The sequence below is a fragment of the Pseudomonas sp. IB20 genome, from assembly GCF_009707325.1.
Lineage (GTDB): Bacteria > Pseudomonadota > Gammaproteobacteria > Pseudomonadales > Pseudomonadaceae > Aquipseudomonas.
Map to the genome: position 1 here is coordinate 143,323 of NZ_CP046103.1, position 19,813 is coordinate 163,135.

Genomic DNA, 19,813 nt, shown 5'->3' on the forward strand with positions numbered 1-19,813 from the left:
TCGAAAATGAGCCACACGTTTTCACCCGCATAGGCCAGCGGTGTGTTTATTGAACCGAGTATGCGATGCAACCGCCCGCCAGGGCCAGCAACGTATCACCTAAGCAAATCGGCCGCCCCTGGGGGCGGCCGATAAACTGAAGCTTAGGCGGTGTGGTCGATCTTGATGGTTGGGTCGGCACCACTGATCAGCGAGTTGATGCTGGTGTGGGACCAATCGTTGCCTTCCAGCTTGATCGTCACATCGGCATTGGCCAGGCCGCCAGCGGCGTTGAGCTTGCCTTCAGTGCTGACTTGCAAGGTCGACACGCCGTCTACCGTGGTGATCTTGAGGTAGTTGTCGATGGTGCTGTCGGTCTCACCTCTCAACAGATCCTTCAGATCGATCCGGTCACCTTCCGATGCCTTGAAGTCCTTGATCACATCGTTGCCGATGTCACCCGCCTTCCACACGAAGGTGTCGGCACCCGAACCGCCGATCAGGATGTCGTTGCCCTGGCCACCGATCAAGGTGTCGTTGCCGGTGCCGCCCAGCAGGATGTCATTGCCTTTGCCGCCGTCCAGGGTGTCGTTACCGCCCTGGCCGAACAGGATGTCATCGCCTGCACCGCCCAACAGCGTGTCGTTACCGTCCTTGGCGCCGGACACGTCGAAGTCCGCGTAGTGCTCGGTGACGTACTGGTGCACGTTCGAGGCGGTCACGGCTGTGACGGCTACACCGGTTTTCTGTGCAACAAAGGCCTGCAGCGCGTTGTAACCCTCACCGGCAATCCCGCTGAAGCTCACCAGGTCGCCGAAGATGATGTCGTTGCCGTCGCCACCGCTGATGGTGTCAGAGCCTGGCAGCGTCGCCTCGCTGTGACCGAGGATGGCGTTGGCCAAGTCCTTCGGATCGATGTTGCTTTGTGGCTTGCCATCACTGTCGTACGGTGCCAACTGACTCAGGCTGACCCCGCTGTTGAGGCCGATGGCTTCTACACCACCGGTGGACAGGCCTTTGAGCAGTGCGAACGCGCTGTTGGAGTTGGTGGTGGTGGAGTAGTCGGTATCGTACCCGAGGCCGCCTTGTACCGATATTTCATAGGTGCCTCTGGGTTGTTGTACGACCCGCCGAGGACTCCGAGTGGCTGTACCTATGGTGTAGTTGTTCATGGTGACGACATCATCGAGCCTGACGTTGCCGTACAAGTACGGGTTGGTCTGCTCGGACGCCTGGTAAAACGTCGGCTGACCATCGGTGATGAAGTACGTGGTGTTGATTGCGCCAGTGTTGCCAGTCGCCTGGGCACTTTGGAAGAAGTTGGATGCAGACTTGAACACGTCTTCGTAGTTGGTGCCGCCGGTCGACACCATCTTATCCAGGACTTTCTGCAGCGCATCCAGTGCACCTGGGTCTTTCAGGTTGACTGTAACTGTGCGATTGACCTGGTCACTGAAGTCCGCCAGGAAGACGTTCACGGTGCCAGAGGTGCTGGAGCCGACACTGTTTTTCAGTGAGTTGAACACGGTGGTCAGCGAGGCTTTCGCCGCCGCTACCGAGTCCGAACCCATACTGCCCGACGTATCGATCATGAACGCAATGTTGTAGTTCTTGCCCTGCACCACGTTCAAGCCGGCGATGTCGGCCACGACGATGTCGTTGCCATCGGTGCCATTGATGGTGTCACTGCCCGAGGTGCCGGTTACCGGGTTGTAGGTCGCCGGGTGCACCGTGACTGGCAATTGCGCGGTAGTAGTCGCCGAACCGCCGATGCTTTCGGTGGAGGTTGAGGTGACGGTCAGATTGAACTGGCCGCTGTAGTAGGTCGGCGGCTTAATGGTGAGGGTGCTCAGGTCCCAGCCGTTCACGTTGACTTCGCCTACGGTTTTGGTCGCGGTGAAGGTGTGCCCGGAAGCGTCCGTGAGTACCGAGCCCGCTGGTATGCCGCTGATCTTCACGCTCAGGGTTTCCGAGCCGTCGGTATCGGTCAGCGCAGTGGTGACCTTGGACAGCTTCACGGTGCCGTTTTCCTGGCCTTCGTTGAGCTTGTAGCCCACGTAGTAACCGTCACCGTTGCTGCCATGCAGGTCGGACACGGTTACGCCGGCGTTGGTCAGGTCGGTGATGCCGGTGTACAGCGGCACGCCGCTGGTGCTCAAGTCTGTGGCCGTGGCGCCGTTGACCGACAGGTTGACGTCATAGCTGCCTGGGCCGGCCTGGTTGGCGTGGTAGATTTCAAGGCTGTAGTAACCGCTCACCGTCGGGGTGATCGAGCCGCTGAACTTGCCGCTGTTGGTGCCCCACTGCGCGCTGGCCACGTCTTTGCCGCCGACGTTGATCACCAGGCTGTCATCGCCGGTACCGCTGAAGGTGTAGGTCTTGCCGGCTTCCATATACATCAGCCCGGAGATCTTCGAACCCGCGCCTGCGGCGACGTTTTCGGTGGACTCGACGTTGGTGACGACGCCGCTGCTGTTCGGCGTGCCGGCCTTATCAATAGCGTTTTTCAGGTCGGTCGCTGACGCGCCGTTACCGTTAGAGCCAATGCCTGCAATGCTGTTCCAGCTTTGCTTGAGCAAGCCGATCGAGTTGACGTTGTTGTCGGCCACATTCAGGGTCGGTGCGTCGGCCACTGGGGTGATATCGACTTTCACCGTGGCGCTGGTGCCAAAGTCCTTGCCATCTGTTGGCTGGAACTTGAACTGTGCGTAATCGGCTTGCTTGTTGCCGATACCGTTGCCGCCATAACCATCGGCGCCGGACTCGTTGGCGTTTGGCATGAAGCGCAACTGGCCGCCGTCGATCTGGGCTTTGGTGAAGGTCTGGCCGGCAGTCACGTTAGTCCAGGTGGTGCCGTCTGTCGCCAGGTATTGCAGCTTGCCGGCAATGGGCAGGTCGGTGATTTTCACCGCCAGGCTGGCTGGTGGTGAGTCCACGTCGGTCACGCCGAAGTTAGCCCAGGTCAGGGCCAGCGGGGTGTCTTCGGTGCCGGTCACAGCACTGCCGGTCGCCACAGGCGCATCGTTGACCGCCACTACGTTGACCGTGGTGGTGGCGACGTTGGAGTAGTTGCCGCCGTCAGTCACGGTCACGGTGATGGTCCGCGGCGTGGTGCTCGGGTCGTGGCTGCTGTTGGTGAACGTGATGTTCTTGATCTGCTGCATGTAGTCAGCCAGCGACGCCGTGCCAGTCAGGGTCAGGGTGATCTTGCCGGTGGCAGGGTCTGTCGCCGAGGCCACGGTGATGCCGGTGACGCTGCTGAAATTCAGCGCGTCGCCCTGCTGGGTGTTGGTCAAGACCACGGTGGCGCCGGTCAGTTGAGTGCTGTCCGGGTCAGTAATCTTGATGTCGGTGTCAGCAATCGACACGCCCGTGCCGCCTTCGGTGAATGAGGTCTTGTAGTCGGCACCGGTGGCGCCACTGGAGTTGTTGGCATCCAGGTCGATGACCGGTGGTGCATCGTTGTCGATGATATCGGTGCTGACGCTGCCATTGCCGACCACCAGGTTCTCGAAGTTGCCCCCGGTGGTCTTGTCGATGGTGATGACGATTTTTTCCGTCGGCTCGGTAATCTTGTCGTCGAGGGTGCGGATATCAAACGGCACGCTGCTGGAGCCGGCCGGGATCTTCACGGTGTACACACCATTGAAGTCCGAACCGTCGGTGGCGGTGCCGCTGTACTTGAGCGTTACGGTCACGTCGGTTTGCGCCGGGTTGCTCAGCGTCAGGGTGTAGTGCGCCGTGCCGCCTTCCGTCACCGACGCGTCGCCGGTGATGCTGATGGTGGTGTTGGTGACCACATCGGTGACCTTGGTGGTCACGGTGCTGCCGTCGACAATCAAGTGCTCGTACTTGTCGCCGCCGCTGACCACGTTGGTGATCTTGGTGCTGACATCGTTGGCACCGACATACACGTCGTTAGGCGCGGTGGCAGTGGTGGTGCTGCTGGACTTGCCGTTGCCGATGGTGATGGTCGAGCCGTTATCCAGCTTCACCACCAGGTCGGAACCGACGTTGTTCACCGCTGCACCGTTCTTGTCGACCAGGGACGCGGTGTAGACGATCTGACCGCCTTCACTCACCGAACCGGTGGCCTTGAGCACCACGGTCACATCATCGATGGTGTCGTTGATGGTGGTGGTCGCGCCGCCTGGAGTGACAGTCACACCCTCGAAGTTACCGCCGGTAGTGCCGGTGATCTTGACCGTCTGGGTGCTCTTGTCGATGAACACGTCATCGCTAGGCGCTGGGACAGTCACTGTACCCACGGTCGCGCCTTGCTTGATGGTGATGCTCGAACCGTTATCGAGTTGGACCACCATGTCGCTGCCGGCCTTGTTGCTCAAGGTCGCGGTGTAGGTGATCTGGCCACCCTCGTTCACTGCGCTCGGCGCGGTCAGCGTGACGGTAGTGGTATCAGCAGTACTCGGTGTATCTGTAACGGTAGTGTTAACCGGGGTAGTGCCTGGCACCAGGTTTTCAAAGTGCTCGCCGCCAGTCACGCCTTTGATGGCGGTAGTGACGGTTTGATCGCCTTTGTACACATCATCTGGAGCTACAACCGTGACGTTGCCGCTGGACTGGTTCACACCGATGGTGATGGTTTTACCGTTATCCAGAGTGACGGTCAGCGGGTTGGTGATGTTAGTCACCGGCGTGCCGTTTTTATCCACAAGGCTGGCGGTGTAAACGATGTTGCCGCCTTCGCCGATAGTGGTGGTCGCGGTCAGTACGACATCGACCTTGTCGATGGTGTCGTTGATGGTGGTGGTCGCGCCGCCTGGAGTGACAGTCACACCCTCGAAGTTACCGCCGGTAGTGCCGGTGATCTTGACCGTCTGGGTGCTCTTGTCGATGAACACGTCATCGCTAGGCGCTGGGACAGTCACTGTACCCACGGTCGCGCCTTGCTTGATGGTGATGCTCGAACCGTTATCGAGTTGGACCACCATGTCGCTGCCGGCCTTGTTGCTCAAGGTGGCGGTATAGGTGATCTGGCCACCTTCGTTGACGGCCGTTGGGGCAGTCAGCGTGACACTGGTGAGATCGGTGGTGCCCGGGGTGTCCGTGACCGTGGTGTTAACCGGCGTGGTCCTGGCACCAGGTTTTCAATGCCGCCGCCAGTCACGCCTTTGATGGCGGTAGTGACGGTTTGATCGCCTTTGTAGACATCGTTTGGCGCTACAGCTGTGACGGTACCGCTGGACTGGTTCACACCGATGGTGATGGTTTTGCCGTTATCCAGGGTGACGGTCAGCGGGCTGGTGATGTTGGTCACCAGGGCGCCGTTTTTATCCACAAGGCTGGCGGTGTAAACGATGTTGCCGCCTTCGCCGATAGTGGTGGTCGCGGTCAGTACGACATCGACCTTGTCGATGGTGTCATTGATCGTCGTGGTTGCGCCGTTCGGAAGAGCGTCACACCCTCGAGTTACCGCCGGTAGTGCCGGTGATCTTGACCGTCTGGGTGCTCTTGTCGATGAACACGTCATCGCTAGGCGCTGGGACAGTCACTGTACCCACGGTCGCGCCTTGCTTGATGGTGATGCTCGAACCGTTATCGAGTTGGACCACCATGTCGCTGCCGGCCTTGTTGCTCAAGGTGGCGGTATAGGTGATCTGGCCACCTTCGTTGACGGCCGTTGGGGCAGTCAGCGTGACACTGGTGAGATCGGTGGTGCCCGGAGTGTCCGTGACGGTGGTGTTCACCGAGGTAGTGCCTGGCACCAGGTTTTCAAAGTGCTCGCCGCCGGTCACGCCTTTGATGGCCGTGGTAACGGTTTGATCACCTTTGTACACATCATCTGGAGCTACAACCGTGACGTTGCCGCTGGACTGGTTCACACCGATGGTGATGGTTTTACCGTTATCCAGAGTGACGGTCAGCGGGTTGGTGATGTTAGTCACCGGCGTGCCGTTTTTATCCACAAGGCTGGCGGTGTAAACGATGTTGCCGCCTTCGCCGATAGTGGTGGTCGCGGTCAGTACGACATCGACCTTGTCGATGGTGTCATTGATCGTCGTGGTTGCGCCGTTGCCTGCAACTTCCAATTTCTCGAAGTTACCGCCAGCGGTGTCGGTGATCTTGACCGTCTGAGTGCTCTTATCGATGAACACGTCATCGCTAGGTGCTGGGACAGTAACGGTCCCGACGGTGTCGCCCGCCTTGATGGTGATGGTCGAGCCGTTGTCGAGTTTCAGCGTTACGTCGGTGCCCGCTTTATTGGAAAGCGTAGCGGTGTACGTAATCTCACCGCCCTCGTTGACTGCGCTTGGCGCGGTCAGCGTAACTGTGGTGGTGTTATCGGTGCCCGGAGTATCCGTGACGGTGGTGTTAACCGGCGTGGTGCCAGGTACTAAGTTTTCAAAGTGCTCGCCGCCGGTTACACCTTTGATCGCGGTGGTGACGGTCTGGTCGCCTTTGTAGACGTCGTTCGGTGCTACGACGGTGACGGTACCGCTGGACTGGTTCACACCGATGGTGATGGTTTTGCCGTTATCCAGGGTGACGGTCAGCGGGCTGGTGATGTTGGTCACCAGGGCGCCGTTTTTATCCACAAGGCTGGCGGTGTAAACGATGTTGCCGCCTTCGCCGATAGTGGTGGTCGCGGTCAGTACGACATCGACCTTGTCGATGGTGTCATTGATCGTCGTGGTTGCGCCGTTGCCTGCAACTTCGAGCTTCTCGAAGTTACCGCCAGCGGTGTCGGTGATCTTGACGGTCTGAGTGCTCTTATCGATGAACACGTCATCACTTGGCGCTGGGACAGTCACGGTGCCGACGGTATCGCCTGCCTTGATGGTGATGGTCGAGCCATTATCCAACTTGAGGGTGACGTCGGTGCCGGCCTTGTTGCTCAAGGTCGCGGTGTAGGTGATCTGGCCACCCTCGTTCACTGCGCTCGGCGCGGTCAGCGTGACGGTAGTGGTATCAGCAGTACTCGGTGTATCTGTAACGGTAGTGTTAACCGGGGTAGTGCCTGGCACCAGGTTTTCAAATGCTCGCCGCCGGTTACACCTTTGATAGCGGTGGTGACGGTTTGGTCGCCTTTATAGACATCATCAGGAGCTACGACCGTGACGGTGCCGCTCGACTGATTAACGCCGATGGTGATTGTTTGGCCGTTATCCAGTGTCACGGTCAACGGGTTGGTGATGTTGGTCACCGCGTTACCCGACTTGTCGACCAGCGAAGCGGTGTAAACGATGTTGCCGCCTTCGCCGATAGTGTTGGTCGCGGTCAGAACCACATCAACTTTGTCGATGGTGTCGTTAATCGTCGTGGTCGCACCATTGCCCGCAACTTCCAACTTCTCGAAGTTGCCGCCAGCGGTGTCGGTGATCTTGACCGTCTGAGTGCTCTTATCGATGAACACGTCATCGCTTGGCGCTGGGACAGTCACAGTGCCGACGGTGTCGCCCGCCTTGATGGTGATGGTCGAGCCGTTGTCGAGTTTCAGCGTTACGTCAGTGCCCGCCTTGTTGCTCAAGGTCGCGGTGTAGGTGATTTGACCACCCTCGCTAACTTCAGTCGGGCCTGGTGTGTCAGTCACAGTCGTGGTGACTTTATCGGTCCCAGGAACCAGATTTTCGAAATGCTCGCCGCCAGTCACGCCTTTGATGGCCGTGGTAACGGTTTGATCGCCTTTGTAGACATCATCAGGAGCTACGACCGTGACGTTGCCGCTCGACTGATTAACGCCGATGGTGATTGTTTGGCCGTTATCCAGAGTGACGGTCAGCGGGTTGGTGATGTTAGTCACCGGCGTGCCGTTTTTATCCACAAGGCTGGCGGTGTAAACGATGTTGCCGCCTTCGCCGATAGTGGTGGTCGCGGTCAGTACGACATCGACCTTGTCGATGGTGTCATTGATCGTCGTGGTTGCGCCGTTGCCTGCAACTTCCAACTTCTCGAAGTTGCCGCCAGCGGTGTCGGTGATCTTGACGGTCTGAGTGCTCTTATCGATGAACACGTCATCGCTTGGCGCTGGGACAGTCACAGTGCCGACGGTGTCGCCTGCCTTAATGGTGATGCTCGAGCCATTATCCAATTTCAGGGTGACGTCGGTGCCGGCCTTGTTGCTCAAGGTCGCGGTGTAAGTGATCTGGCCACCCTCGTTGACTGCGCTTGGCGCGGTCAGCGTAACGGTGGTGGTGTTATCGGTGCCCGGAGTGTCCGTGACGGTGGTGTTCACCGAGGTAGTGCCTGGCACCAGGTTTTCAAAGTGCTCGCCGCCGGTCACGCCTTTGATGGCCGTGGTAACGGTTTGATCACCTTTGTACACATCATCTGGAGCTACGACCGTGACGGTGCCGCTCGACTGATTAACGCCGATGGTGATTGTTTCCGTTATCCAGAGTGACGGTCAGCGGGTTGGTGATGTTAGTCACCGGCGCGCCGTTTTTATCCACAAGGCTTGCGGTGTAAACGATGTTGCCGCCTTCACCAATAGTGGTGGTCGCGGTCAGGACGACATCGACTTTGTCGATGGTGTCGTTGATCGTGGTAGTCGCGCCATCGCCTGCAACTTCCAATTTCTCGAAGTTGCCGCCAGTAGTGTCGGTGATCTTGACCGTCTGAGTGCTCTTATCGATGAACACGTCATCGCTAGGCGCCGGGACAGTCACAGTGCCGACGGTGTCGCCCGCCTTAATGGTAATGGTCGAACCATTATCGAGTTTCAGAGTAACGTCAGTGCCCGCTTGTTGCTCAAGGTCGCGGTGTAGGTGATTTGACCACCCTCGCTAACTTCAGTCGGAGCGGTCAGGGTTACCGTCGTGGTGTTGTCAGTGCCTGGTGTGTCAGTCACAGTCGTGGTGACTTTATCGGTCCCAGGAACCAGATTTTCGAAATGCTCGCCGCCGGTTACACCTTTGATAGCGGTGGTGACGGTTTGGTCGCCTTTATAGACATCATCAGGAGCTACGACCGTGACGGTGCCGCTCGACTGATTAACGCCGATGGTGATTGTTTTACCGTTATCCAGAGTGACGGTCAGCGGGTTGGTGATGTTAGTCACCGGCGCGCCGTTTTTATCCACAAGGCTTGCGGTGTAAACGATGTTGCCGCCTTCACCAATAGTGGTGGTCGCGGTCAGGACGACATCGACTTTGTCGATGGTGTCGTTGATCGTGGTAGTCGCGCCATCGCCTGCAACTTCCAATTTCTCGAAGTTGCCGCCAGTAGTGTCGGTGATCTTGACCGTCTGAGTGCTCTTATCGATGAACACGTCATCGCTGGCGCTGGGACAGTCACAGTGCCGACGGTGTCGCCCGCCTTGATGGTGATGGTCGAGCCGTTGTCGAGTTTCAGCGTTACGTCAGTGCCCGCCTTGTTGCTCAAGGTCGCGGTGTAGGTGATTTGACCACCCTCGCTAACTTCAGTCGGAGCGGTCAGGTAACGGTGGTGGTGTTATCGGTGCTCGGAGTATCAGTCACAGTTGTGGTGACTTTATCGGTCCCAGGAACCAGATTTTCGAAATGCTCGCCGCCGGTTACACCTTTGATAGCGGTGGTGACGGTTTGGTCGCCTTTATAGACATCATCAGGAGCTACGACCGTGACGGTGCCGCTCGACTGATTAACGCCGATGGTGATTGTTTACCGTTATCCAGAGTGACGGTCAGCGGGTTGGTGATGTTAGTCACCGGCGTGCCGTTTTTATCCACAAGGCTGGCGGTGTAGACGATGTTGCCGCCTTCGCCGACGGTGGTGGTGGCGGTCAGTACGACATCGACCTTGTCGATGGTGTCATTGATTGTGGTAGTGGCGCCGTTGCCTGCAACTTCCAACTTCTCGAAGTTGCCGCCAGCGGTGTCGGTGATCTTGACGGTCTGAGTGCTCTTATCGATGAACACGTCATCGCTTGGCGCTGGGACAGTCACAGTGCCGACGGTGTCGCCTGCCTTAATGGTGATGCTCGAGCCATTTCATTTCAGCGTTACGTCAGTGCCCGCCTTGTTGCTCAAGGTCGCGGTGTAGGTGATTTGACCACCCTCGCTAACTTCAGTCGGAGCGGTCAGGGTTACCGTCGTGGTGTTGTCAGTGCCTGGTGTGTCAGTCACAGTCGTGGTGACTTTATCGGTCCCAGGAACCAGATTTTCGAAATGCTCGCCGCCAGTCACGCCTTTGATGGTCGTGGTAACGGTTTGATCACCTTTATAGACATCATCAGGAGCTACGACCGTGACGGTGCCGCTCGACTGATTAACGCCGATGGTGATTGTTTGGCCGTTATCCAGAGTGACGGTCAGCGGGTTGGTGATGTTAGTCACCGGCGTGCCGTTTTTATCCACAAGGCTGGCGGTGTAGACGATGTTGCCGCCTTCGCCGACGGTGGTGGTGGCGGTCAGTACGACATCGACCTTGTCGATGGTGTCATTGATTGTGGTAGTGGCGCCGTTGCCTGCAACTTCCAACTTCTCGAAGTTGCCGCCAGCGGTGTCGGTGATCTTGACGGTCTGAGTGCTCTTATCGATGAACACGTCATCGCTTGGCGCTGGGACAGTCACAGTGCCGACGGTGTCGCCTGCCTTAATGGTGATGCTCGAGCCATTATCCAATTTCAGGGTGACGTCGGTGCCGGCCTTGTTGCTCAAGGTCGCGGTGTAGGTGATCTGGCCACCTTCGCTAACCTCAGTCGGAGCAGTCAGAGTTACCGTCGTGGTGTTGTCGGTGCCCGGAGTATCCGTGACGGTGGTGTTAACCGGCGTGGTGCCTGGCACCAGGTTTTCAAAGTGCTCGCCGCCAGTCACACCTTTGATGGCCGTGGTAACGGTTTGATCACCTTTGTATACATCATCTGGAGCTACAACCGTGACGTTGCCGCTGGACTGGTTCACACCGATGGTGATTGTTTTACCGTTATCCAGAGTGACGGTCAGCGGGTTGGTGATGTTAGTCACCGGGCGGTGTAGACGATGTTGCCGCCTTCGCCGACGGTGGTGGTGGCGGTCAGTACGACATCGACCTTGTCGATGGTGTCATTGATCGTCGTGGTTGCGCCGTTGCCTGCAACTTCCAGTTTTTCGAAGTTGCCGCCAGTAGTGTCGGTGATCTTGACCGTCTGAGTGCTCTTATCGATGAACACGTCATCGCTTGGCGCTGGGACAGTCACAGTGCCGACGGTGTCGCCCGCCTTGATGGTGATGGTCGAGCCGTTGTCGAGTTTCAGCGTTACGTCAGTGCCCGCCTTGTTATCCACAAGGCTGGCGGTGTAAACGATGTTGCCGCCTTCGCCGATAGTGGTGGTCGCGGTCAGTACGACATCGACCTTGTCGATGGTGTCATTGATCGTCGTGGTTGCGCCGTTGCCTGCAACTTCGAGCTTCTCGAAGTTACCGCCAGCGGTGTCGGTGATCTTGACGGTCTGAGTGCTCTTATCGATGAACACGTCATCACTTGGCGCTGGGACAGTCACAGTGCCGACGGTATCGCCTGCCTTGATGGTGATGGTCGAGCCGTTGTCGAGTTTCAGCGTTACGTCAGTGCCCGCTTTATTGGAAAGCGTAGCGGTGTACGTAATCTGGCCACCCTCGTTCACTGCGCTCGGCGCGGTCAGCGTGACGGTAGTGGTATCAGCAGTACTCGGTGTATCGGTAACGGTAGTGTTAACCGGCGTGGTGCCTGGCACCAGGTTTTCAAAGTGCTCGCCGCCAGTCACGCCTTTGATGGCGGTAGTGACGGTTTGATCGCCTTTGTAGACATCTGGAGCTACGACCGTGACGTTGCCGCTCGACTGATTAACGCCGATGGTGATTGTTTGGCCGTTATCCAGTGTCACGGTCAACGGGTTGGTGATGTTGGTCACCGCGTTACCCGACTTGTCGACCAGCGAAGCGGTGTAAACGATGTTGCCGCCTTCGCCGATAGTGTTGGTCGCGGTCAGAACCACATCAACTTTGTCGATGGTGTCGTTAATCGTCGTGGTCGCACCATTGCCCGCAACTTCCAACTTCTCGAAGTTGCCGCCAGCGGTGTCGGTGATCTTGACCGTCTGAGTGCTCTTATCGATGAACACGTCATCGCTAGGCGCCGGGACAGTCACAGTGCCGACGGTGTCGCCCGCCTTATGGTATGGTCGACCTTTCGAGTTTCAGAGTAACGTCAGTGCCCGCTTTGTTAGAAAGCGTAGCGGTTACGTAATCTCACCGCCCTCGTTAACTGCGCCAGGGGCGGTCAGCGTAACGGTGGTGGTGTTATCGGTGCTCGGAGTATCAGTCACAGTGTGGTGACTTTATCGGTCCCAGGAACCAGATTTTCGAAATGCTCGCCGCCAGTCACGCCTTTGATGGTCGTGGTAACGGTTTGATCACCTTTGTAGACATCATCTGGAGCTACAACCGTGACGTTGCCGCTGGACTGGTTCACACCGATGGTGATGGTTTTACCGTTATCCAGAGTGACGGTCAGCGGGTTGGTGATGTTAGTCACCGGCGCGCCGTTTTTATCCACAAGGCTTGCGGTGTAAACGATGTTGCCGCCTTCCCATAGTGGTGGTCGCGGTCAGTACGACATCGACCTTGTCGATGGTGTCATTGATCGTCGTGGTTGCGCCGTTGCCTGCAACTTCCAATTTCTCGAAGTTACCGCCAGCGGTGTCGGTGATCTTGACCGTCTGAGTGCTCTTATCGATGAACACGTCATCGCTAGGTGCTGGGACAGTAACGGTCCCGACGGTGTCGCCCGCCTTGATGGTGATGGTCGAGCCGTTGTCGAGTTTCAGCGTTACGTCGGTGCCCGCTTTATTGGAAAGCGTAGCGGTGTACGTAATCTCACCGCCCTCGTTACTGCGCCAGGGGCGGTCAGCGTAACGGTGGTGGTGTTATCGGTGCTCGGAGTATCAGTCACAGTCGTGGTGACTTTATCGGTCCCAGGAACCAGATTTTCGAAATGCTCGCCGCCAGTCACGCCTTTGATGGCCGTGGTAACGGTTTGATCGCCTTTGTAGACATCATCGGAGCTACAACCGTGACGTTGCCGCTGGACTGGTTCACACCGATGGTGATGGTTTTACCGTTATCCAGAGTGACGGTCAGCGGGTTGGTGATGTTAGTCACCGGCGTGCCGTTTTTATCCACAAGGCTGGCGGTGTAGACGATGTTGCCGCCTTCGCCGACGGTGGTGGTGGCGGTCAGTACGACATCGACCTTGTCGATGGTGTCATTGATCGTCGTGGTTGCGCCGTTGCCTGCAACTTCCAGTTTTTCGAAGTTGCCGCCAGTAGTGTCGGTGATCTTGACCGTCTGAGTGCTCTTATCGATGAACACGTCATCGCTTGGCGCTGGGACAGTCACAGTGCCGACGGTGTCGCCTGCCTTAATGGTGATGCTCGAGCCATTATCCAATTTCAGGGTGACGTCGGTGCCGGCCTTGTTGCTCAAGGTCGCGGTGTAAGTGATCTGGCCACCCTCGTTGACTGCGCTTGGCGCGGTCAGCGTAACTGTGGTGGTGTTATCGGTGCCCGGAGTATCCGTGACGGTGGTGTTAACCGGCGTGGTGCCAGGTACTAAGTTTTCAAAGTGCTCGCCGCCGGTTACACCTTTGATGGCGGTAGTGACGGTTTGATCGCCTTTGTACACATCATCTGGAGCTACAACCGTGACGTTGCCGCTCGACTGATTAACGCCGATGGTGATTGTTTGGCCGTTATCCAGTGTCACGGTCAACGGGTTGGTGATGTTGGTCACCGCGTTACCCGACTTGTCGACCAGCGAAGCGGTGTAAACGATGTTGCCGCCCTCACCAACAGTGGTGGTGGCAGTCAGAACCACATCAACTTTGTCGATGGTGTCGTTAATCGTCGTGGTCGCACCATTGCCCGCAACTTCCAACTTCTCGAAGTTGCCGCCAGCGGTGTCGGTGATCTTGACGTCTGAGTGCTCTTATCGATGAACACGTCATCGCTTGGCGCTGGGACAGTCACAGTGCCGACGGTGTCGCCTGCCTTAATGGTGATGCTCGAGCCATTATCCAATTTCAGGGTGACGTCGGTGCCGGCCTTGTTGCTCAAGGTCGCGGTGTAGGTGATCTGGCCACCTTCGCTAACCTCAGTCGGAGCAGTCAGGTGACACTGGTGAGATCGGTGGTGCCCGGGGTGTCCGTGACCGTGGTGTTAACCGGCGTGGTACCTGGCACCAGGTTTTCGAAATGCGCGCCGCCCGTCACGTTAGTGATCGCGGTGGTGACGGTCTGGTCGCCTTTGTAGACGTCGTTCGGTGCTACGACGGTGACGGTACCGCTGGACTGGTTCACACCGATGGTGATGGTTTTGCCGTTATCCAGGGTACGGTCAACGGGTTGGTGATGTTGGTCACCGCGTTACCCGACTTGTCGACCAGCGAAGCGGTGTAAACGATGTTGCCGCCTTCGCCGATAGTGTTGGTCGCGGTCAGAACCACATCAACTTTGTCGATGGTGTCGTTAATCGTCGTGGTCGCACCATTGCCCGCAACTTCCAACTTCTCGAAGTTGCCGCCAGTAGTGTCAGTGATCTTGACCGTCTGGGTGCTCTTGTCGATGAACACGTCATCGCTAGGCGCCGGAACAGTCACCGTGCCGACGGTATCGCCAGCCTTGATGGTAATGGTCGAACCATTATCGAGTTTCAGAGTGACGTCAGTGCCCGCTTTGTTAGAAAGCGTAGCGGTGTACGTAATCTGACCACCTTCGTTCGCCTCGGTCGGCGCGGTCAGCGTCACGGTTGTGGTGTCGATCGAATCTGTGATGGTGGTGACCGCTGGTGTCGTGCTCGGCACCAGGTTTTCGAAGTTGCCGCCCGTCGCGCCCGTAATAGTGGTGCTGACAGTGCTGCCGTTGACGTAGACATCGTTCGGCGGGGTGTCGACGACTACGGTGCCAACCGACTCACCCGCTTTGATCGTGATCACCGAGCCATTGCTCAAGGTGACAGTCACCGGCGTCTGCGCCGGGTTGGTCAACGTGGCGGTGTAGGTGATCTGGCCACCTTCGGTCACGGTCTCGCCTGCGGTCAGCGTGACCGTGGTGGTGTCGATCGAGTCCGTAATCGTGGTGACCGCAGGCGTAGTGCTCGGTACCAGATTTTCAAAGTTACCGCCGGTCGCACCGGTAATGGTGGTCGTGACGGTCGAACCGTTGTTGTAGACGTCGTTAGCCGGCGTATCACGACTACGGTGCCAACCGACTCACCCGCTTTGATCGTGATCACCGAGCCATTGCTCAAGGTGACAGTCACCGGCGTCTGCGCCGGGTTGGTCAACGTGGCGGTGTAGGTGATCTGGCCACCTTCGGTCACGGTCTCACCGGCCGTCAACGTGACGGTAGTGGTGTCGATCGAATCAACAATGGTGGTGACCGCAGGCGTGGTGCTCGGTACCAGATTTTCAAAGTTACCGCCGGTCGCACCGGTAATGGTGGTCGTGACGGTCGAACCGTTGTTGTAGACGTCGTTAGCCGGCGTATCCACGACTACGGTGCCAACCGACTCACCGGCCTTGATGGTGATCACCGAGCCATTGCTCAAAGTGACAGTCACCGGGGTCTGCGCGGGGTTGGTTAAGGTCGCGGTCCTCAAAGTTACCGCCGGTGCACCGGTAATTGTGGTGTGACGGTGAACCGTTGTTGTAGACGTCGTTAGCCGGCGTATCCACGACTACGGTGCCAACCGACTCACCGGCCTTGATGGTGATCACCGAGCCATTGCTCAAAGTGACAGTCACCGGGGTCTGCGCGGGGTTGGTTAAGGTCGCGGTGTAAGTAATCTGCCCGCCTTCAGTCACGGTCTGGCCAGCAGTCAGCGTGACAGTCGTGGTGTCGATCGAGTCCGTAATCGTAGTAACCGCAGGCGTAGTGCTCGGTACCAGATTTTCAAAGTTGCCGCCGGTGCACCGGTAATTGTGGTGCTGACGGTAGAACCGTTGTTGTAAACATCGTTAGCCGGCGTCTCCACGACTACAGTGCCAACCGACTCGCCTGCCTTGATGGTGATCACCGAGCCATTGCTCAAAGTGACAGTCACTGGCGTCTGCGCCGGGTTGGTCAAGGTGGCGGTGTAGGTGATCTGCCCGCCTTCAGTCACGGTCTGGCCAGCAGTCAGCGTGACAGTCGTGGTGTCGATCGAGTCCGTAATCGTAGTAACCGCAGGCGTAGTGCTCGGTACCAGATTTTCAAAGTTGCCGCCGGTCGCGCCAGTAATGGTGGTCGAGACGGTCGAACCATTGTTGTAAACGTCGTTAGCCGGGGTATCCACGACCACCGTGCCGACGGACTCGCCGGCCTTGATGGTAATCACCGAGCCATTGCTCAAGGTGACAGTCACCGGCGTTTGCGCCGGGTTGGTCAAGGTGGCGGTGTAGGTGATCTGGCCACCTTCGGTCACGGTCTCACCGGCCGTCAACGTGACGGTAGTGGTGTCGATCGAATCAACAATGGTGGTGACCGCAGGCGTGGTGCTCGGCACCAAGTTCTCAAAGTTACCGCCGGTTGCACCGGTAATTGTGGTGCTGACGGTAGAACCGTTGTTGTAAACATCGTTAGCCGGCGTCTCCACGACTACAGTGCCAACCGACTCGCCTGCCTTGATGGTGATCACCGAGCCATTGCTCAAAGTGACAGTCACTGGCGTCTGCGCCGGGTTGGTCAAGGTGGCGGTGTAGGTGATCTGGCCCCTTCGGTCACGGTCTCCCGGCCGTCACGTGACGGTGTGGTGTCGATCGAGTCGTAATCGTGGTGACCGCAGGCGTAGTGCTCGGTACCAGATTTTCAAAGTTACCGCCGGTCGCACCGGTAATGGTGGTCGTGACGGTCGAACCGTTGTTGTAGACGTCGTTAGCCGGCGTCTCCACGACTACAGTGCCAACCGACTCGCCTGCCTTGATGGTGATCACCGAGCCATTGCTCAAAGTGACAGTCACTGGCGTCTGCGCCGGGTTGGTCAAGGTGGCGGTGTAGGTGATCTGGCCGCCTTCGGTCACGGTCTCGCCTGCGGTCAGCGTGACCGTGGTGGTGTCGATCGAGTCCGTAATCGTGGTGACCGCAGGCGTAGTGCTCGGTACCAGATTTTCAAAGTTACCGCCGGTCGCACCGGTAATGGTGGTCGTGACGGTCGAACCGTTGTTGTAGACGTCGTTAGCCGGCGTATCCACGACTACGGTGCCAACGACTCCCGGCCTTGATGGTAATCACCGAGCCATTGCTCAAGGTGACAGTCACCGGCGTTTGCGCCGGGTTGGTCAAGGTGGCGGTGTAGGTGATCTGGCCGCCTTCAGTCACCGTCTCACCCGCCGTCAGCGTGACGGTGGTGGTGTCGATGGTGTCGGTAATCTGCGTCACGGCCGGGTTAGGGTCGATGGTCAGCACCAGGTTGTTGCCGCCGGTGGTGCCGGTGACGGTGACGCTGATCTGGCTTGGGTCGATGTACGGGCTGTCATTTGGCGCCAGCGGTACATTGACGGTGCCGGTCGTCTGGCCGGCAGGGATAGTGATCACCGCACCGTTGGACAGGGTGATGCTCAGGTTGCTGGACGGCGCCTGGGTCACCGTGGCGGTGTAGGTCAGTACGCCGCCGGCCTCGGTGATGGTCGGGGTCGCGCTCAGGGTCAGGGTCGAGGGCTGCAACACCAGGTTGCCTGTTTCGCTGGAGCCTTGGGCGCCCGTGAGTTGAGTTTGCGTCGAGGTGCCCTGGCCAAGCGGGCCGGTCGGGAAGCCGATGGTTGGGTCGACGCGGCCGGCGGTCGCGTCCAGCACTACGAAGCTGTGGCCGCCGCCCGCCGCGCCGGTACCCGTAGCGTTGGCGCCTGCGGCAGTGGCTTCCAGGTCGGTGGTCGGGTCGGCGCCGGCGGCGATGGCTTGCTGCAGCTCGGCAACCGAAGGCGCGGCTTGCTCGGTGGCGGCGGCCAAGTCGAGGCTGGAGTCCGGCAGATCGGCGCTCCACTGAGTATCCCGACCCAAGTCCAGCGTGCGGCCATCGGCCAGTTCAAGGCTGACCGCGCCGGACATGCCAGTGTCTATCTGGTCACCCGCGAACAGGCGGTCGCCTTCAACCAGAACGCGGCGCGCCCCCTCCGGAGAAATAACGAAAACTTGACCAACAATGCTTTTGACGATGGCAACAACACTGCTCATTAAAATTTTCTCCGGTGTTCCGTTCTGATGAAATCCATGTGGCAGCCCAAGTTAGGACGCCAGATAGGAGGGGCGTAGTCTATGATGTTAATGACGTCAAATAATTGGCTAGATTTTTTAGCAATCTAGTTTATGCCAAACTATTGACCTTCTGGTCGCCATCCTAAACAATCGCTTCCGTAATGTCACATTGATATTTATGCGGCGAACCGTCCTACATGTGTGAAGCAGTTCCGCTCTTTGAACTTTCCGACGTACGGTCATTACGGTAGCCATTATCCGACGCAGCGGTGCCAATCGCTGTGATTTAAGACAAGAAGTCCTGGGGAATTTTTTAAATGCGTCGTCACCTGTTCAAGGCAATACCGTTCGTTCTCGCCGCCAGTTTTGTACAAGCCCAAACATTGCCCCAGGCCATGCAACAGGCCCTGGATGTGCACCCGGAAATCCAAGCCGGGGTTAACAGCCGTATCGCTGCCGATTACCAATTGCGCGCCGCACAAGGTGGTTACCTGCCTCGCGTTGACCTGAACGCCGGTTACGGCCGTGAAGGCACCGACAACTCCACCACTCGCGCCGTCAACGGCCCAAACGGCAACCACTGGGACACGCTCAACCGCGGCGAATCCAGCCTGCGCCTGCAGCAAATGATTTTTGACGGCTTCGCCACGTCCAGCGAAGTCGGCCGTCAACAAGCCAACGTCAATTCCCGTGCCTACTCCCTACTCGGCACCTCCGAGCGCACCGGGTTGACCGTCGCCCAGGTGTACCTGGATGTACTGACCCGTCGTGAGTTCGTGCGCCTGGCTGAAGAAAACCTGCGCAACCACGAACGCATTTACGACCAGATCAAGTTGCGCACCCAGCGCGGCGTCGGCAACGGTGCCGACCAGGACCAGGCCGAAGCGCGTCTGGCCCAAGCCCGCAACAACCTGATCACCGAGCAGACCAACCTCTCCGACTCGCAGGTCAACTACCTCAGCGCCGTCGGCCAGATGCCCGACCAGCTCGAGCGCCCGGCGCCGTTCATGGCCATGCTGCCGGCTGACCTGAATGAAGCGCGTCGCCAGATGCTCGACAACAGCCCGATCCTGCGTTCGGCCGAGTCGGATATCTCCGCCGCCGAAAGCCAGTACGAAGCCGCCAAATCCAGCTTCTACCCGCGCTTTGATGCCGAGCTTGGCACCAACGCCGACAACAACGTTTCCGGCGATGCCAGCCACAACAACGGCTGGGAAGCCATGGTGCGCATGCGCTTCAACCTGTTTGCCGGTGGCAGCAACAAGGCTGACCTGCAATCCAAGTCGTACCAGGCAAGCCAGGCACTGGACATCCGCAACAACGCTTTGCGCCAGCTCAACGAAGAACTGGGCCTGGCCTGGAACGCCTTGAACAACGCGAATTCGCAGTTGCCGGTGGCCCAGCAGTACGTGGATCACAGCACCCGTGTGCGTACCTCCTATCAGCAGCAGTTTAGTCTGGGTCAGCGAACCCTGCTGGATTTGCTCGACAGCGAGAACGAATTGTTCACCGCTTCGCGTCGTTTGGAAGAGATCAAGAACATTCAGTTATTTACTCAATATCGAATCAAGGCGACCATGGGTGAATTGCTCAAGAGCCAGGGAGTGGTCGCACCGATGGCCTCCGTCGTGCAGAACGACGTGAAGCCTAAAGTCCAACTGCCCGGGATGAATTGAGCTACACCTATAGCCCAATTGTTAGTCGAGAGTGCA

Annotated in this window: 14 protein-coding genes and 4 pseudogenes; 1 reads left to right on the top strand and 17 read right to left on the bottom strand. The window is 58.1% G+C overall.

Going from position 1 to position 19,813, the window contains the following annotated elements:
* Positions 1 to 143: 143 nt before the first annotated feature.
* The 17 genes and pseudogenes from GJU48_RS25445 to GJU48_RS25555 all read right to left on the bottom strand — a co-directional run bounded on the left by GJU48_RS25445 (position 144) and on the right by GJU48_RS25555 (position 18,080).
* The gene (locus tag GJU48_RS25445) at positions 144 to 5,009 is read right to left on the bottom strand and encodes an immunoglobulin-like domain-containing protein (protein WP_452603459.1); all 4,866 of its coding nucleotides are present in this window, start codon (positions 5,007 to 5,009) and stop codon (positions 144 to 146) included.
* Entirely contained in the window at positions 5,006 to 5,470 is a 465-nt protein-coding gene (locus GJU48_RS25825; protein WP_452603451.1) for an immunoglobulin-like domain-containing protein, read from the bottom strand. Before GJU48_RS25825 ends, GJU48_RS25445 begins: the two co-directional genes overlap by 4 nt.
* Positions 5,397 to 6,965 carry an immunoglobulin-like domain-containing protein gene (locus tag GJU48_RS25830; protein WP_256671182.1) on the bottom strand — a complete coding sequence of 523 codons (1,569 nt, stop codon included), beginning with the start codon at positions 6,963 to 6,965 and terminating at the stop codon, positions 5,397 to 5,399. Before GJU48_RS25830 ends, GJU48_RS25825 begins: the two co-directional genes overlap by 74 nt.
* The gene (locus tag GJU48_RS00685; protein ID WP_371923438.1) at positions 6,890 to 8,332 is read right to left on the bottom strand and encodes an immunoglobulin-like domain-containing protein; all 1,443 of its coding nucleotides are present in this window, start codon (positions 8,330 to 8,332) and stop codon (positions 6,890 to 6,892) included. The genes GJU48_RS25830 and GJU48_RS00685 overlap by 76 nt, the downstream gene beginning before the upstream one ends.
* Positions 8,304 to 8,663 (bottom strand): immunoglobulin-like domain-containing protein, encoded by a 360-nt coding sequence (locus GJU48_RS00690; protein ID WP_371923439.1) that lies wholly within the window; start codon positions 8,661 to 8,663, stop codon positions 8,304 to 8,306. The genes GJU48_RS00685 and GJU48_RS00690 overlap by 29 nt, the downstream gene beginning before the upstream one ends.
* Positions 8,660 to 8,788 (bottom strand): immunoglobulin-like domain-containing protein, encoded by a 129-nt coding sequence (locus GJU48_RS25535; protein WP_371923440.1) that lies wholly within the window; start codon positions 8,786 to 8,788, stop codon positions 8,660 to 8,662. Before GJU48_RS25535 ends, GJU48_RS00690 begins: the two co-directional genes overlap by 4 nt.
* Before the next feature lie 48 nt (positions 8,789 to 8,836).
* Positions 8,837 to 9,321 (bottom strand): annotated as a pseudogene (locus GJU48_RS25540) (immunoglobulin-like domain-containing protein); the annotation flags it as partial.
* Between the two features lie 50 nt (positions 9,322 to 9,371).
* Positions 9,372 to 9,575 (bottom strand): immunoglobulin-like domain-containing protein, encoded by a 204-nt coding sequence (locus GJU48_RS25545; RefSeq protein WP_371923441.1) that lies wholly within the window; start codon positions 9,573 to 9,575, stop codon positions 9,372 to 9,374.
* Entirely contained in the window at positions 9,530 to 9,769 is a 240-nt protein-coding gene (locus GJU48_RS00700; RefSeq protein WP_371923442.1) for an immunoglobulin-like domain-containing protein, read from the bottom strand. Before GJU48_RS00700 ends, GJU48_RS25545 begins: the two co-directional genes overlap by 46 nt.
* 15 nt (positions 9,770 to 9,784) lie before the next feature.
* Positions 9,785 to 10,882: pseudogene (locus GJU48_RS00705) on the bottom strand (immunoglobulin-like domain-containing protein); the annotation flags it as partial.
* Positions 10,879 to 11,997 carry an immunoglobulin-like domain-containing protein gene (locus GJU48_RS00710; RefSeq protein ID WP_155295898.1) on the bottom strand — a complete coding sequence of 373 codons (1,119 nt, stop codon included), beginning with the start codon at positions 11,995 to 11,997 and terminating at the stop codon, positions 10,879 to 10,881. The gene GJU48_RS00710 and the pseudogene GJU48_RS00705, both read right to left, overlap by 4 nt.
* 200 nt (positions 11,998 to 12,197) lie before the next feature.
* Entirely contained in the window at positions 12,198 to 12,410 is a 213-nt protein-coding gene (locus tag GJU48_RS00715; protein WP_155295899.1) for an immunoglobulin-like domain-containing protein, read from the bottom strand.
* A gap of 13 nt (positions 12,411 to 12,423) precedes the next feature.
* Complete coding sequence (locus GJU48_RS25550; RefSeq protein ID WP_371923443.1) at positions 12,424 to 12,750, bottom strand: immunoglobulin-like domain-containing protein; 327 nt, start codon at positions 12,748 to 12,750, stop codon at positions 12,424 to 12,426.
* Positions 12,705 to 13,750, bottom strand: a pseudogene (locus GJU48_RS00725) (immunoglobulin-like domain-containing protein). Before GJU48_RS00725 ends, GJU48_RS25550 begins: the two are co-directional and overlap by 46 nt.
* Positions 13,741 to 13,989: an immunoglobulin-like domain-containing protein gene (locus GJU48_RS25835; protein WP_452603452.1), complete on the bottom strand. Its 249-nt coding sequence runs from the start codon at positions 13,987 to 13,989 to the stop codon at positions 13,741 to 13,743. Before GJU48_RS25835 ends, GJU48_RS00725 begins: the two are co-directional and overlap by 10 nt.
* 50 nt (positions 13,990 to 14,039) lie before the next feature.
* Positions 14,040 to 14,231: an immunoglobulin-like domain-containing protein gene (locus GJU48_RS25840; protein ID WP_155295902.1), complete on the bottom strand. Its 192-nt coding sequence runs from the start codon at positions 14,229 to 14,231 to the stop codon at positions 14,040 to 14,042.
* Positions 14,228 to 18,080 (bottom strand): annotated as a pseudogene (locus GJU48_RS25555) (retention module-containing protein). The gene GJU48_RS25840 and the pseudogene GJU48_RS25555 overlap by 4 nt, the downstream one beginning before the upstream one ends.
* Positions 18,081 to 18,418: 338 nt before the next feature.
* On the opposite strand from GJU48_RS25555, the gene GJU48_RS00765 reads away from it, so the two are divergent.
* Positions 18,419 to 19,777, top strand: coding sequence for a TolC family outer membrane protein (locus tag GJU48_RS00765; RefSeq protein ID WP_094953072.1), 1,359 nt, complete (start codon positions 18,419 to 18,421; stop codon positions 19,775 to 19,777).
* Positions 19,778 to 19,813: the final 36 nt, after the last annotated feature.

Coding starts and splice junctions, on each gene's coding strand:
- GJU48_RS25825 (WP_452603451.1), bottom strand. CDS start 5,470: ATGACGTGTTCATCGACAAGAGCACCCAGACGGTCAAGATCACCGGCA.
- GJU48_RS00765 (WP_094953072.1), top strand. CDS start 18,419: ATGCGTCGTCACCTGTTCAAGGCAATACCGTTCGTTCTCGCCGCCAGT.